This window comes from Flavobacterium sp. B330r, assembly GCF_056824325.1.
Window position 1 is genome coordinate 2,652,854 of sequence record NZ_CP124860.1, and the last position, 14,083, is coordinate 2,666,936.

15 protein-coding genes are annotated in these 14,083 nt (G+C 33.6%); 7 read left to right on the forward strand and 8 right to left on the reverse strand.

All coding sequences use genetic code 11. The annotated features are described in order from the left end of the window. The first annotated feature begins 1 nt into the window (after position 1). The 5 genes from QLQ95_RS11865 to tsaB all read left to right on the forward strand — a co-directional run bounded on the left by QLQ95_RS11865 (position 2) and on the right by tsaB (position 5,954). Complete coding sequence (locus tag QLQ95_RS11865; protein ID WP_095927901.1) at positions 2 to 1,267, forward strand: ABC transporter permease; 1,266 nt, start codon at positions 2 to 4, stop codon at positions 1,265 to 1,267. Positions 1,268 to 1,304: 37 nt separating this feature from the next. Continuing rightward, positions 1,305 to 2,426: an efflux RND transporter periplasmic adaptor subunit gene (locus QLQ95_RS11870; RefSeq protein ID WP_095927900.1), complete on the forward strand. Its 1,122-nt coding sequence runs from the start codon at positions 1,305 to 1,307 to the stop codon at positions 2,424 to 2,426. 85 nt (positions 2,427 to 2,511) lie between these two features. Next, positions 2,512 to 3,894, forward strand: a complete 1,383-nt coding sequence (locus QLQ95_RS11875) for a TolC family protein (protein WP_320492731.1) — start codon at positions 2,512 to 2,514, stop codon at positions 3,892 to 3,894. Between the two features lie 6 nt (positions 3,895 to 3,900). Next, a complete protein-coding gene (locus QLQ95_RS11880; protein WP_095927898.1) occupies positions 3,901 to 5,193 on the forward strand; it encodes an efflux RND transporter periplasmic adaptor subunit in 1,293 nt (430 codons plus the stop codon). Between the two features lie 89 nt (positions 5,194 to 5,282). Beyond that, positions 5,283 to 5,954 (forward strand): tRNA (adenosine(37)-N6)-threonylcarbamoyltransferase complex dimerization subunit type 1 TsaB, encoded by a 672-nt coding sequence (gene tsaB / locus QLQ95_RS11885; protein WP_482503920.1) that lies wholly within the window; start codon positions 5,283 to 5,285, stop codon positions 5,952 to 5,954. Between the two features lie 3 nt (positions 5,955 to 5,957). On the opposite strand, the gene QLQ95_RS11890 is transcribed toward tsaB, so the two are convergent. The 3 genes from QLQ95_RS11890 to QLQ95_RS11900 all read right to left on the reverse strand — a co-directional run bounded on the left by QLQ95_RS11890 (position 5,958) and on the right by QLQ95_RS11900 (position 8,310). Continuing rightward, positions 5,958 to 6,770, reverse strand: coding sequence for a mechanosensitive ion channel family protein (locus tag QLQ95_RS11890; RefSeq protein WP_095927896.1), 813 nt, complete (start codon positions 6,768 to 6,770; stop codon positions 5,958 to 5,960). Between the two features lie 86 nt (positions 6,771 to 6,856). Further along, the gene (locus QLQ95_RS11895) at positions 6,857 to 7,267 is read right to left on the reverse strand and encodes a hypothetical protein (RefSeq protein WP_095927895.1); all 411 of its coding nucleotides are present in this window, start codon (positions 7,265 to 7,267) and stop codon (positions 6,857 to 6,859) included. A 143-nt stretch (positions 7,268 to 7,410) separates the two neighbouring features. After that, positions 7,411 to 8,310: a NifU family protein gene (locus tag QLQ95_RS11900; protein ID WP_095927894.1), complete on the reverse strand. Its 900-nt coding sequence runs from the start codon at positions 8,308 to 8,310 to the stop codon at positions 7,411 to 7,413. Positions 8,311 to 8,453: 143 nt separating this feature from the next. Between QLQ95_RS11900 and QLQ95_RS11905 the strand changes: the two genes are divergently transcribed. Both QLQ95_RS11905 and QLQ95_RS11910 read left to right on the forward strand, forming a co-directional pair. Continuing rightward, positions 8,454 to 9,443, forward strand: a complete 990-nt coding sequence (locus QLQ95_RS11905) for a PorP/SprF family type IX secretion system membrane protein (protein WP_095927893.1) — start codon at positions 8,454 to 8,456, stop codon at positions 9,441 to 9,443. A 10-nt stretch (positions 9,444 to 9,453) separates the two neighbouring features. Next, positions 9,454 to 9,972: a gamma carbonic anhydrase family protein gene (locus tag QLQ95_RS11910; RefSeq protein WP_095927892.1), complete on the forward strand. Its 519-nt coding sequence runs from the start codon at positions 9,454 to 9,456 to the stop codon at positions 9,970 to 9,972. Positions 9,973 to 10,088: 116 nt separating this feature from the next. Here QLQ95_RS11910 and QLQ95_RS11915 read toward each other — a convergent pair whose 3' ends face one another. The 5 genes from QLQ95_RS11915 to QLQ95_RS11935 all read right to left on the reverse strand — a co-directional run bounded on the left by QLQ95_RS11915 (position 10,089) and on the right by QLQ95_RS11935 (position 14,073). Beyond that, positions 10,089 to 10,802, reverse strand: a complete 714-nt coding sequence (locus tag QLQ95_RS11915; RefSeq protein WP_095927891.1) for a LytR/AlgR family response regulator transcription factor — start codon at positions 10,800 to 10,802, stop codon at positions 10,089 to 10,091. Positions 10,803 to 10,910: 108 nt separating this feature from the next. Beyond that, positions 10,911 to 11,621: a dioxygenase family protein gene (locus QLQ95_RS11920; protein ID WP_095927890.1), complete on the reverse strand. Its 711-nt coding sequence runs from the start codon at positions 11,619 to 11,621 to the stop codon at positions 10,911 to 10,913. A gap of 12 nt (positions 11,622 to 11,633) precedes the next feature. Further along, the gene (locus tag QLQ95_RS11925; protein WP_095927889.1) at positions 11,634 to 12,749 is read right to left on the reverse strand and encodes a sensor histidine kinase; all 1,116 of its coding nucleotides are present in this window, start codon (positions 12,747 to 12,749) and stop codon (positions 11,634 to 11,636) included. Continuing rightward, positions 12,750 to 13,076 (reverse strand): DUF4907 domain-containing protein, encoded by a 327-nt coding sequence (locus QLQ95_RS11930; RefSeq protein WP_095927888.1) that lies wholly within the window; start codon positions 13,074 to 13,076, stop codon positions 12,750 to 12,752. After that, complete coding sequence (locus QLQ95_RS11935; protein ID WP_095927887.1) at positions 13,066 to 14,073, reverse strand: Kelch repeat-containing protein; 1,008 nt, start codon at positions 14,071 to 14,073, stop codon at positions 13,066 to 13,068. The genes QLQ95_RS11930 and QLQ95_RS11935 overlap by 11 nt, the downstream gene beginning before the upstream one ends. Positions 14,074 to 14,083: the final 10 nt, after the last annotated feature.

A 14,083-nucleotide genomic window follows, 5' to 3' on the forward strand; every position in this document is an offset into this window, starting at 1 on the left:
TATGTTTAAAAAAGATAATTGGGACGAGATTTTACAGGCATTAACCGCCAATCCTTTCAGGACTATCCTGACAGCTTTTGGTGTTTTTTGGGGTATTTTTATCTTGGTAATTTTACTTGCTGCAGGTAATGGTTTGGAAAATGGTATTAAAAAAGGTTTTGATGGAATTGCGACCAATACCATGTTTATGTGGAGCCAGACTACTTCTAAGGCGTATAAAGGTTTACCAAAAACAAGACGTTATGACTTTAGAAATAGTGATGTAACCGCTTTAAAAGCGGCATTGCCAGATTTGTTATATGTTTCTCCGAGAAATCAATTAGGTGATTTTAACGGAACAAATAACGTGGTAAGAGGCACAAAAACTTCTGCATTTACAATTTATGGAGATTACCCAGAGCTGATTAAACAACAGCCGATGGATATTATTAAAGGAAGATTTGTAAATCAGCAGGATATTGAGCAGAGAAGAAAAGTTTGTGTAATTGGTAAAGGAGTTATCAGTGAGCTTTATGGTAAAGAAGAGGAAGCGGTTGGAACTTATATAAAAATTAATAGCATTAATTTTATGGTTGTTGGAGTTTATAAATCGAAACAGCAGGGAGGAAATGCAGAACAGGAACAGAAGAATATTTTTATTCCTTTTACAACTTTTCAGCAAGCCTTTAATTATGGAGATAAAGTAGGATGGATGGCGCTTACCGCAAAAGATGAAACTTCTATAACCGATTTAAAACCTAAAATTTTAGAGATTATAAAAGCATTGCATTCTATAAATCCGACAGATGAAAGAGCGGTTGGAAATTTTGATTTGTATGAGCAGTTTAATAAAGTACAAAGCTTATTTAATATCCTAAAAGTAATTGCCTATTTCGTAGGAACATTAGTTTTGATTTCGGGTGTAATCGGAATTTCGAATATCATGCTGATTGTGGTAAAAGAACGTACAAAAGAAATCGGAATTAGAAGAGCTTTGGGCGCAACTCCTGGAGCAATTAGAGGGCAGATATTATCGGAGTCTATATTTTTAACCATTATTTCAGGTATGCTCGGAATTGCTGTTGCAACAGGAATTATAGCACTTTTAAATATGGTACTAGATTCGATGCCTCCTGATCAAAATACTATGTTTGCCAATCCAACTGTAGATTTAGGAGTTGTATTTGTAGCATTAATTATATTGGTCGGATCTGGTTTGCTTGCTGGATTTATACCGGCACAGACCGCCATCAATGTGAAACCCGTAGATGCATTAAGGACAGAATAAATTATCAATCAAAATAAATCGATTAAACCAAGAACAAATGAAAAAAGGAGTAACCGTAACCATTTTAATATTTATTGCAGTTGTTTTTTTTGGCGCGCTTTACTATTTGTATGCTAAAAACCAAGAATCACCGATTGTATTTAAAACGGAAAAAGCAGAAATAAAAACTATCGTAAAAAATACTATTGCGACAGGAAATATTCAGCCTGATGAAGAAGTTTTAATCAAACCAAATATTTCAGGTATTATAGAAGAAGTGTACATCAAAGCTGGTGAAAAAATCAAAGCTGGTGATATGATTGCTAAGATTAGAGTTGTAGCAAACGTTTCGAATGTAAGTAGCTCTCAGAATCAGGTACAGACTGCTAAAATAGCATTAGATAATCAGGAAAAAATCTATAAAAGACAGAAAACATTATTTGAGAAAGATGTAATTTCTGCAAATGATTATGATGCTGCACAGCTGGCTTACAATCAGGCAAAACAAAATTATCTGGCTGCAAAACAAGGTTTGGATATTGTTAAAACAGGAACAACTTCATCTTTAGGAAATTATGCTAATACATTAATTCGTTCGACAGTTAACGGAATGGTATTAGACGTTCCAGTAAAAGTAGGTAACCAAGTTATCGAAAGTAATAACTTTAACGAAGGAACTACAATTGCTAGTGTTGCCGATGTTGGAAGAATGATTTTTATTGGAAAAATTGATGAATCTGAAGTTGGAAAAATTAAAGAAAAAATGCCAATCGAAATTACAATTGGTGCTATCGAAAACAAAAAATTTGATGCAGTTTTAAACTATATCGCTCCAAAAGGAGTTACAGAAAATGGTGCAATCCAATTTGAAATAAAAGCACAAATGATCAACAGAGACGATACTTTTATTAGAGCTGGTTTAAGTGCCAATGCTTCTATTATTTTGGAGAAAGCAGAGAAAGTTTTAGCAATAAAAGAATCTTTGGTTCAATTTGACAAAAAAACACAAAAGCCTTATGTAGAAGTCGAAAATGCTCCACAGAAATTTCAAAGAAGAGATTTGGTTCTGGGGGTAAGCGACGGAATCTATGTTCAAGTTAAAAGCGGTATAAGTGATACAGATAAAATTAAAATCTGGAATCAGGGCTTGATTAACGAAGGAGACAAAGAAAAAAAATAAGCTAATTTGAAAGGTTAAGGATCTTTTTGGTTTTAAAAATGTTAAATTTGCGTAGTTCGGTTTACTGCGCCTTCATTAAAAGTATATGAAAATAAATAAATATAATAGTCTGATTTTTGCAGTGTTATTCGGATTCGGATTAACTGGGCAGGCGCAATCAAAACAATGGACTTTGGAAGAGTGTGTGAGATATGCACTCGAAAATAATATCACGGTAAAACTATCTGAATTAGATGTAAAAAATGCTGAGATCGATAAAAGAGGAGCTTTAGGAAATTATCTTCCATCTGTAAATGGAACCGCTTCTCACTCTTGGAATATCGGTTTGAACCAGGATGTTACAACAGGTATTTTACGTAACCAAACTACACAATATTCTTCAGTTGGGATAAACGCGGGAGTTGACATCTACAAAGGTCTGCAGAATCAAAACACGATGAGAAAGGCAAAATTAAGTATTATTGCCTCACATTATCAGCTGTTAAAAATGCAGGAAGATATTTCGTTGAATGTCGCTAGTGCCTTTTTGCAGATTTTATCTAATAAAGAAGATTTAAAGGTTAAAAAAGAGCAATTGTTAATCGACGAAAAACGATATGCTCGTTCTGAAGAAATGGTAAATGCAGGAACTATTCCGCGTGGAGATTTGTTCGATTTGAAAGCTACTGTTGCAACAGACAAACAAAACATTGCGGTTTCTGAAAATAATTTATTGATTTCTAAATTGAGTTTGGCTCAGCTTTTACAATTAAAAGAGTTTGCAGATTTTGATGTAGTTGATGATACTAATGTAGCGGATGAAAATAATATCCTAGCTCAGAGTCCAATTGAAATTTATAACAAAGCGAAAGAAACTAGAACAGAGTTAAAATTAGCACAAACCAATTTGGAGATTGCTGAAAAAAATGTTTCTATAGCCAAAGGAGCTTATCAGCCAACACTTTCTGGTTTCTATGGATTTAATACCAGAGCAAGTTATAGCGATCAAGTTAGGTTGGATGCAAGCGGTAATCCATATACAGTAGGGCCAGACCCTATATTCCAGCAGTTTAGCGATAATAAAGGGCATAATTTTGGTTTGCAGTTAAATGTTCCTATTTTCAATGGTTTCTCAGTTAAGAATAATGTAGAGCGTAATAAAGTAAGTTTAGAAAAATCTAAAATAGATTTAGAGCAAAAAAGTTTAGATTTGCAACGTAACGTGTACACCGCTTTTACAGATGCAAGAGGAGCTTTAAATACATACGAATCTTCTACTGTAACTTTAGAGGCAAGACAGCAGGCTTACAATTATGCAAAAGAAAAATATGATGTTGGTTTAATGAATTCATTTGATTTCACTCAAGCCCAAACATTATTGACTAATGCGCAGTCTGATGTTATCAGAACAAAATACGATTACATGTTTAAAATTAAAATATTAGAGTTTTATTTCGGAATTCCAATTGTTCCAATTATTACAAAATAATTCATTATGTCAAAAAAAACTGTTTATTTCTTATTAGGTGGTGCAATAGTTATTATTGCAGCTTTGGTCGGTCTTTCTAAGGCTGGAGTAATAGGAAATAAGGACGAAGGAAAAGAAGTAGAAATTGCAAAAGTAACCGCTTCAACAATTGTTGAAACTGTTTCTGCAACAGGTAAAATTCAGCCTGAAATTGAAATTAAAATTGCTTCGATGGTTTCGGGCGAGATTATTTCATTAAACGTAAAAGAAGGGCAAGTGGTTAAAAAAGGAGATTTATTAGTAAAAATAAATCCCGATTTATATACCTCAGGATTAGAAAGATCTGTCGCAAATTTAGCTGGAACAAAAGCAAGTCTAACTCAGTCTGACGCAAGTTTTAAAGAAGCAAAAGCAAATTATGAGCGTAATAAAATATTGTATGATAAAGGTGTAATTTCGAAATCAGATTGGGATAAAGCCATTTCTTCTTTTGAAGTGGCCAAAGCAACAAAACAAAGCGCTTATTACAATGTTCAAAGTGCTTCGGCATCTGTTACCGAAGCCAAAGACAATTTAGGCCGCACCACAATTTATTCTCCTGCAGATGGAACCATTTCGGTACTAAATGTAGAATTGGGAGAAAGAGTTTTAGGAACACAGCAAATGGCCGGAACGGAGCTTTTACGCGTGGCAAACCTAAACAATATGGAGGTTGAAGTAGATGTGAATGAAAATGATATCGTAAAGATTAAAATTGGAGATGAAGCAAATGTTGAAGTTGATGCTTATTTAAAAAAGAAATTTAAGGGCGTTGTAACCAGTATTTCTAATTCTGCAAGCACAACATTAACTTCAGATCAGGTAACGAATTTTAAAGTTAAAGTTCGTATTCTGAAAGATTCTTATCAAGATCTGTTAGAAGGAAAACCAAGTACATATTCTCCTTTTAGACCAGGAATGACTGCTACTGTAGATATTATTACAACAACGAAAAACAATGTTTTGGCAGTGCCAATTAGTTCTGTTGTCGTAAAGTCGGATACTACTGCTGTAAAAGATTTTAAGGTTGAAGATCCTAATGAAGATAAAAAAGCAGCTCCAAAAAGCGATAAAAAATTCGAATGTGTTTTTGTGAAAGTTGGAGATAAGGCCAAGATTAGAGTTATTAAAACTGGAATTCAGGATGATACTAATATTGAAGTAATGTCTGGTCTTAAACCTGGGGATGTCGTAATTACAGGGCCTTACACAACAGTTTCTAAAGATCTTAATTCTGGAGACAAGGTTAAACTTAAGAAAGCTGAGGCTCCAAAAAAATAACAATATAAGCATACTGTCATCCTGAGCGAATTCGAAGTTGCAACTTCGCTCAGCCTGACATCAATAATTAATTTTTAAAACTACATATTTTGTCTTTTATTCTCAATATCGAAACGGCTACTAAAAATTGTTCTGTATCTATTGCAAAAGATGGTCAAACAATTGTTTGCAATGAATTGGCAGATGAAGGCTATTCGCATGCCGAAAAACTTCATGTTTTTATTGAAGAGGTAATAGCAAAAGCAGGAATTTCGGCGCAGGATTTAAATGCTGTTGCGGTTAGTCAAGGTCCAGGATCTTACACAGGTTTAAGAATTGGGGTTTCAGCAGCAAAAGGGTTGTGTTATGCTTTAAATATTCCGTTAATTGCAGTCGACACTTTACAGGCTCTAGCTTCTCAGGCTGGAGTTGCAGACGGAAAAATCATACCCATGTTAGATGCGCGTCGTATGGAAGTTTACAGTGCTATTTTTAATTCAGATTTGACAGTCGAAAGGGCGATTCAAGCTGAAATTATTGACGAAAATTCATTTCAAGAATATACAGAGAAAGTTTATTTTGTTGGTGATTGTGCTGATAAATGTAAATCTGTTTTGACTAAAGATAATTTTGTGTTTTTAGAAGACATAAAATATCCTTCAGCGAAAGCAATGAGTAAAATCAGTTTTGATAAGTATCAAAAAAGCGACACTGTAGATGTCGCTTATTTTGAACCTTATTATTTAAAAGATTTTATGATTGCTCCTCCAAAGAAACAGTAATATTTATTTTTGTATAGTGTAGGGTTGAACCGATATTCCGGCTTCATCTAATGCTATTTTACAGTTTTCTAATGTTTCAGAAAAAACAGCTCCATAATTGGCATTTTTAGCCCAAGGGCGAACTGCAAAATCCACCGAACTTGCAGATAAATTTTTCACAAAAACTTCTGGAGCAGGATTTTTAAGAACTTTTGGGTTTTTAAGCAAGACATCTAAGAGAACTTCTTTTGCTTTTTTAATATCAGAGTCGTAGGAAACTGAAAATGTCAAGTCGGCTTTTCTTTCTCCCTTCATGGAATAATTAATAATATTTCCGTTAGACAAAGCACCATTGGGAACAAAAACAGTCTGATTGTTTCCAGTAATCATTTTTGTTACAAAAATTTGAATTTCTTCAACCGTAGCAACAATGCCTTGTGCTTCTATCGTATCTCCAACTTTAAATGGTTTAAAAACAATAATAAGCATTCCGCCAGCAAAATTAGAAAGTGATCCTTGTAATGATAAGCCAACCGCAAGTCCCATTGCTCCTAAGATGGCAACAAATGAAGAAGTTTCAATTCCTAATTTAGAAATAAAGGTTACAAATAATAAAATTCTTAAAGCCCATAATAAAATGTCAGCTAAGAATTTTGTTAATGTTGGATCGAGATTTCGCTGAATCATTATTTTTCTAATAATTCGATTAATCAATCTGATGGCGTATAAACCAACAAATAAGATTAAAAATGCAGAAATCAGTTTTGGTGAATAATCGACTAAAATATCAATAAATCGAGCAACGTATTTACTGACTTGTTCTGGGCTAATGTTCATGATTTTGAAATAAAAAAACCTTCTCAAAAGAGAAGGTATATTAGTAGTGCAAATATAAAAATATTTACATTATCAGAAAAGTGTGTTTATGCCTTGTCGGCTGCTTCATCGGCGATTTCTTCTACTTCTGCAGCCGATTTTTCGCTTACATCAACAACGGTTTCAGAAATAGTTTCTGGCGTATCGCTAACAGCTGCAGAAGCTGTTTTTTCTTTAACAGAATCAACTACATCATTTACCACTTTAGCGGCTTTGTCGGCATATTCGCTTACAGTATCTTTTGCTTTTTCAGCATACTCTGCTGCGTTGTCAATAATAGGTTCCGAAACTTCTTTTACTTTTTCAATTGCTTCTTCTGCAAAAGCTTCCGCTTTTTCGATGTATGGCGCAGCAGCTTCTTTTGCTTGCTCAAAAGTACTTTCGGCATTATTTGCCAATTCAGTTACAGACTCTTTGGTTGAGCCAAATAGATTTTTAAAAAATGAAGATAATCCCATGGTTGTTAATTAGTTGGTTAAGATTACAATATTAATTAATTTTATAGAATTACTCGTGTTTTTAATGGTAAATAATTGGTAACTAGTGGTTAATAATAAAAAAAGCGCCTCAATGAGACGCTTTGAATAATAATTTAGTCAAACTATGCATTTGATGCCTCTACTTTTATAGCGTCATCATTCAGCATGCTTTTCAGCATATTTTCGATACCGCTTTTTAAAGTAAATGTAGATGAAGGACAACCACTGCAAGCACCTTGCAATAATACTTTTACTGTCTTGTCTTCTTCATTATAAGATTCAAAAGCAATGTTTCCACCATCAGCAGCTACAGCTGGTTTTACATACTCTTCTAAGATATTGATGATTTGCTGTGAAGTAACATCCAATTTATCAAAAGCTTCATCTTTTGTTGCTTCATTTTTGACTTTAGTTTCGATTAAACTTTCGTCTAAAACCGTTCCTCCGTTTTCAATAAATTGTTTAATGAAAGTTCTTAATTCTAAAGTGATTTCATCCCAATTATTGATTTCATATTTGGTTACCGAAATATAATTTTCGTCAATAAAAATTTCTTTCACATAAGGAAATTTAAATAATTCCTGAGCTAATGGAGAAGAAGCAGTCTGGTCAATATTTTTATATTCTACAGCATTGCGAGTTAACATTCTGCTTACAACAAATTTTAATGCAGAAGGGTTTGGAGTTGTTTCTCCGTAAACTGTAATAGGCTGTTTTTTTGCTTTTGTTTCGTCAATTTTAATGATAACGCCACCTTTGTCCACAAAAGCACTAATTTGTTCAGCAACCGCATCTTTTACGTCGTCCCAATCTACAATGCTATATCTTTCGATAGCGATAAAATTTCCTGAGATATAAACTGTTTTAACAAACGGTAAATAGAATAATTGCTGTGCTAGAGGAGAAGCTTGCGCTTCATCAATATTTTTGAACTCAAAGTTTTGATTTTGAGTAATGAAATCATCAAATTCGAACTTTAAAATAGTTGGATTTTGGGTTTCTTTTATAGTGATTTTAGTCATGGTAATATATTTTTTGCAAATTTACTAAAGTTATTTTCTACTAATGGCTATATTTGATTTTTTAATGAAATAATTAAGACTCTTTTCAAATAAATCGTGTTAAATTGCAAGAGTGAAAATTATCCGAAAACAAAATTGTCTTTATGGAATTTAAAATCAAGGTTTTATTAATTTTTCTCATTACTACTTTTTATTCTTACTCTCAAGAGGGACTACCTGTTTATTCGGATTATTTGTCTGATAATTATTACTTAATTCACCCTTCTATGGCCGGCGCGGCTAACTGTGCCAAAATAAGATTAACGGCCAGAAAGCAATGGTTTGGAGAAGAAGATGCTCCATCTTTACAGACTTTAAGTTTTAACGGAAGAGTTGGAGAACGTTCTGGAGCTGGTATAATTCTTTTTAATGATAAAAACGGATATCATTCTCAAAAAGGTGTGAAATTGACTTACGCACACCATATTATGTTTTCAAGAGATGAATTAGATTTGAATCAGTTGTCTTTTGGAATTAGCGGAGGTTTAATACAAAGCCAATTGGACGAAACAAAATTTGGCGGAACTTTTGATCCAATTGTTTTTGGGTCAATTCAGAAAGATTCTTATTTCAATCTTGACGTTGGAGCGTCTTATAATTATTTAGATTTCTATGCACACGCAACAGTTCAAGGATTGTTAGAAACTAGAAGAGAATTATATACTGATTATGAATCGGATAATCTTAGAAAGTTTTTATTGAGCGCTGGTTATGTATTTGGAAAAAATAGTAGTTGGACTTGGGAGCCTTCTTTTCTTTTTCAGCTATTTGATCAGACAAAAGCAAAAACGCTTGATTTGAATATGAAAGCGTACAAAAACATGGATTTTGGAAGTCTATGGGCGGCTTTATCTTATAGAAGAGGTTTTGATGGCGCGCAATATATTTCGGGAACTGGAGTTTCGTCTCAAAAATTACAATACTTTACACCGATTGTTGGAGTTAATTTCAAGAACTTTATGTTTGCTTACACCTATACTCAGTTAATGGGAGATGTTAAGTTTGATACAGGCGGTTTTCATCAAATTACTTTAGGAGTTAATTTATTCTGCAGAAAAGCACGTTACGACTGTAATTGTCCTGCAGTTAACTAAAATTATTATTATGCTTATTAAATCTGTAAACGGAAAATCACCTCTTATTCCAGAGGATTGTTATGTTGCCGAAAACGCGACTATTGTAGGAGATGTTACTTTTGGAGAATCTTGCAGTGTTTGGTTTAATGCTGTTGTGAGGGGAGATGTTCATTTCATTAAAATCGGAAACAAGGTTAACATTCAGGATGGTGCCGTAATTCACTGTACGTATCAAAAACACCCAACAATTATAGGAAATAACGTTTCAATTGGGCATAATGCAATTGTGCATGGCTGTACTATTCATGATAATGTTTTAATCGGAATGGGAGCAATTGTAATGGATAACTGTGTGGTAGAAAGCAATGCTATTGTTGCTGCAGGTGCCGTTGTAACTCAAAATACGGTTGTAACTTCTGGAAGTATTTATGCTGGAGTTCCTGCCAAAAAAGTAAAAGACATCGATCAATCTGATTTTGCAGGCGAAATAGGGCGTATTTCAAACAATTATGTGATGTATTCTAGTTGGTTCAAAGAAGAAAAATAAAAATAACAAAATAACAAAATAGAAATTGCTTCGCCCGTTCGCTATCGCTCGGGTCCAAATTCCAAAAAGATCAGACTTTTGGAATTTGGAATTTTTATTATTGGAATTTCAGAAAATTATAGGTTGATTTTTTCGAAGAAACTATTTTTATAGCTTTCGCTAATTGGAATTCTTTTATCACTTATTAAAACCTTGTTTTTCTGAATCGATTTTACGTGTTTGATATTGATAATATACGATCTGTGAATTCTTGAAAAACCTTTGCTTGAAAGTAGATTCTCAAGTTTGATCAAACTAATTAATGTCAGTGTAAATTTATTATCTGTTGTATAAATTTTGACATAATCTTTTAGGCCTTCAATAAAAAGAATGTCAGCAAAATTCAATTTTACATTTTCATATTCGGCCCTAACAAACATAAAGTCCTGCTCAATTTCGGGTGCATTATTGTTTTCAGCAATTGCAGTATTGGTTACAGGTTGCAAGACTTGTTGTGCTCTTACGACTGCTTTCAAAAATCGATGAAATGGAATTGGCTTCACTAAATAATCAACAGCGCCAAGATTAAAACCTTCTACAGCATAATCAGAATAAGCAGTTGTAAAAATAACAAGAGGTTTTTTTTCAATTGTATTTAAAAAATCAATTCCAGAAAAATGAGGCATCTGAATGTCTAGGAAAACCAAATCAATATTATTCTGGTTGATAAATGAAACAGCATCAATAGCATTATTGAAAGTGCTTACCAGCTCTAGAGCATCTACTTTTTTGACAAAATCCTGCAATAAGTCTACAGCTAAAGGTTCGTCATCAATAATTACACATTTCATCTTTTTCGGGATTAATTTTTTAAAGTTTATTTCGCAGTCAAAAGTAGTTTGAAACCAGTAAATTAAGTTTTAAAATTTTCATAAAATACTGGTTTTTACAAATCAAAATTATGCGTTAACAGTTATAGTTTTAGTCAATGTGAAACCATCTGTCAAATTACCCGTTATAGTAGCTAACTCGTCGGATAAGCTATCAGCAAAAACATTGTCTTTTGTATTTGCAGTATCTGCTTGCCCGTGTGCGATATAATTGGTACTTGAATATACTTCACTTGAAATGGTTTCAGGAAAAGCAATTTGTGTTACCAATAAAGAAGTTCCTGTGCTTGATAGAACTTCTACATGCACATGTGGTGCTCTTCCTTGGTACCAACCAGGATAAATTGAAATAAAAGAAACTTCTCCGCTAGCATTAGAAGTTTGTCTACCTCTAAGGAAATGGACAGAAGTATAATCTGTCTGCTGCATTTGCGTGCCGCCGTATTCAGAATAATTTCCGTCTTTGTCGCAATGCCAAACATCTACTAAAGCTCCCGAAAGAGGTTCGCAATTGTTGCTTTTATTTTCGATTTTTAAATTAATCAATAGCGCAATTCCAACACGATCAGATTTGATGTTTTCTAAAACCAGCTGACTTGGCGTTTTGATAGGGAATGGACCTTTTGTTTCTGAAGGAGAAACGGCACAGCTTCCGTCTCCAGAATTGCTCGTGTCAGTTTCGTCATTGTCGCTTTTAGAACAAGACTCTAAAAATTTTGAAGCTGTTGCCAATGATGCAATGCCCAAAATACCATTTCGGATAAATTTCTTTCTGTCCATAATCAGTTTTGTTTAATGTATTGCGGTTTTAATTTCGTCCAACTTTAAATTCAAATGAACTCGGTAATATTCATTATCCTGAGTAATGGTTAGTTCGTGTGCGTTAGGATATAAAAGATCAAGACGGCTTTGAATATTTACCAATCCGATTCCTGAGTTTTCAGGATCTTTTACGTAATTCTCAATGGTGTTTTCAATCCAGAAATCCAGATTATGATCTGTAATTAGAATCTTAATTTTTACATGAGCTGCGCCTTTATAATCTGTTCCATACTTAAAGGCATTTTCAACAAAAGAAATCAGTAACAAAGGCTCAATAAATTTATTTTTAGTATCGCCATGTACGTTGATAACAATGTCTTCGATATTATTTAATCGTAGCTTTTGTAACTCTATGTAATTCTGGATATAATTGACTTCTTTTTCTAAAGCCACCGTTTTGTTATCTGTCTCATACAGCATGTAGCGCATCAGTTCAGACAAGGTCACGATGGCATCAGGGACCAAATCAGATTTTTTGTGTGCCAAAGAATAAATACTGTTTAAAGAATTGAATAAAAAATGCGGATTGGTTTGTTTGCGCAGATAAATCAATTCTGTATTTGTTCTATGTGTTTCGGCAATCAGTTTATTTTGCTGATTATTATAAAATTCAGTTAATGTTCTAATGATTGCTGAAATGGTAATGATCAGGATGTAGAAAAATGAAGGAGCAATCTTAAAAAAAAACGGCTGTCTCATTTCTACTCTGTGATGCATTCGACCGTCTCTCGGAAAAAAATGGGGGTCACGAATAACGGTCTTAGCATACATTGCATTTTCAGGTCTTAAATGTCTAAATTCAGGAACAAAATAATTAAATCTTATTACCATAAATAGTACAATCAGGCCAACAACAAATATACCATACAGCCAATATTTTTTTTGCAACAGATAATTGGGAACCAAATAAAAATAGTTCAGATAAAACAATAAAATTCCAGAAAGCCATTGGGCGTAAAAATCGCTGTCGAGTTTAAATGGACTTTCGTAAAATTGAATCAAAGAAGTTAAAATAAAGAAAATCCATATCATAGAATGGAACAATATTTTGTTATAGCCTGTATTTTTAATGGTATCGATCTGCATTTACAATTTTATTTTTAATAAAATTAATTCATTTTTGGTTACCGTTGGAGATAAGTTTTGTTTGAGTTTCTGCTTAACAAGATCTGCAACTTTTAGAGCATCTGTTTCTGTTTCAAAACTTTTAGTGTCGCTTATTACGGGAATAACAGACTGTTTAATTAAAACTTTTTCCTTGTAGGCAATGGTGTATCCCCAACCGGAGTTTGTTTTAAAAGAAGCCGTTGTTAAAGTTTCTTTTTTCGCACAAGCGATGAAAAATAGAATAGCAAAAACTACAAAACTCTTCTGGATGTTACTCCAGAAGAATTGTTTAATATTAATTATCATCGTCGCTTTGTTCGTCTAATGGGCTAAACTCCCATGCATCATCAAAATAAGTAGAGCCAACTCTTCCTAACATATAGAACCCACGGTTGTTGATGGCAAAACCAACAGCATCTGTTCTTGTAGCGCCTTCCATTGGAGTTCTTTCTGTCCATAAATCAGTTGACGGATTGTACTCCCAAACTGTTTTTATGTTTTCACCACCTATAATGTATCCTAATCCATTCATAGAAAAGCTTGAAGCATTAGAACGTACAATAGCATAATCATCATTGTAGCTGTAATCGTCATCTGTATCTTTGTCAACGTCTCTTTTTCTGGTCCAGACATCTGTCGCTGGATCAAATTCCCAGAAATCCTCCTGATAAACTCCATTATTTACACCAGTAACTAAATATGCTTTGTCTGCAATTGTAAAGACCGTTGCATTTCGTCTTTTGTTGCCGCTAAAACCATTTACCAGAGTCCACGTATTTGCCTGATCATCGTATTGATAGAAATCTTTCAAATAGTTTCCGTCGTAACCTGTTCCAAAATAGGCTTTACCGCCAACTTGAAAACCTACGGCGGCATAACGCGCTGTTCCTGCAAAATCTGTTTTTTGTGTCCAGCTATTTGCAGAAGGATCATATTGGTAAAAGTCTTTCAGTTTGTTCGTTCCATCATAACCAAGACCAACATAACCTTTCTCATTTAATGCAAAACTAGACGCAGAACTTCTTCCTACGCCTCCAAAATCTGCTTTTTGCTCCCAGTAATCTCCGTTTGAGTTATAAACCCATAAATCTTTTAAATAAACATCGCCAGTATAGCCACCAACTACATAAGCATAATCTCCGATAACGAAACTTGTAGCACTAGATCTTGCAGGACCGTCAAAAGCTGATTTTTTAATCCAGTTACCCATCAAATCATCATCATCATTATCATTGCTGCAGCTTATCAAAAAGAGGCTTGAAAAAAGCGCGGTGAATAAAATTCCTTTTTTTAGATTAATCATAGTGTATTTA

Bases quoted from the DNA above. Each gene is read 5' to 3' on its own strand.
- QLQ95_RS11865 (WP_095927901.1), top strand. From the start codon at position 2: ATGTTTAAAAAAGATAATTGGGACGAGATTTTACAGGCATTAACCGCC.
- QLQ95_RS11870 (WP_095927900.1), top strand. From the start codon at position 1,305: ATGAAAAAAGGAGTAACCGTAACCATTTTAATATTTATTGCAGTTGTT.
- QLQ95_RS11875 (WP_320492731.1), top strand. From the start codon at position 2,512: ATGAAAATAAATAAATATAATAGTCTGATTTTTGCAGTGTTATTCGGA.
- QLQ95_RS11880 (WP_095927898.1), top strand. From the start codon at position 3,901: ATGTCAAAAAAAACTGTTTATTTCTTATTAGGTGGTGCAATAGTTATT.
- QLQ95_RS11890 (WP_095927896.1), bottom strand. From the start codon at position 6,770: ATGAACATTAGCCCAGAACAAGTCAGTAAATACGTTGCTCGATTTATT.
- QLQ95_RS11895 (WP_095927895.1), bottom strand. From the start codon at position 7,267: ATGGGATTATCTTCATTTTTTAAAAATCTATTTGGCTCAACCAAAGAG.
- QLQ95_RS11900 (WP_095927894.1), bottom strand. From the start codon at position 8,310: ATGACTAAAATCACTATAAAAGAAACCCAAAATCCAACTATTTTAAAG.
- QLQ95_RS11905 (WP_095927893.1), top strand. From the start codon at position 8,454: ATGGAATTTAAAATCAAGGTTTTATTAATTTTTCTCATTACTACTTTT.
- QLQ95_RS11910 (WP_095927892.1), top strand. From the start codon at position 9,454: ATGCTTATTAAATCTGTAAACGGAAAATCACCTCTTATTCCAGAGGAT.
- QLQ95_RS11915 (WP_095927891.1), bottom strand. From the start codon at position 10,802: ATGAAATGTGTAATTATTGATGACGAACCTTTAGCTGTAGACTTATTG.
- QLQ95_RS11920 (WP_095927890.1), bottom strand. From the start codon at position 11,621: ATGGACAGAAAGAAATTTATCCGAAATGGTATTTTGGGCATTGCATCA.
- QLQ95_RS11925 (WP_095927889.1), bottom strand. From the start codon at position 12,749: ATGCAGATCGATACCATTAAAAATACAGGCTATAACAAAATATTGTTC.
- QLQ95_RS11930 (WP_095927888.1), bottom strand. From the start codon at position 13,076: ATGATAATTAATATTAAACAATTCTTCTGGAGTAACATCCAGAAGAGT.
- QLQ95_RS11935 (WP_095927887.1), bottom strand. From the start codon at position 14,073: ATGATTAATCTAAAAAAAGGAATTTTATTCACCGCGCTTTTTTCAAGC.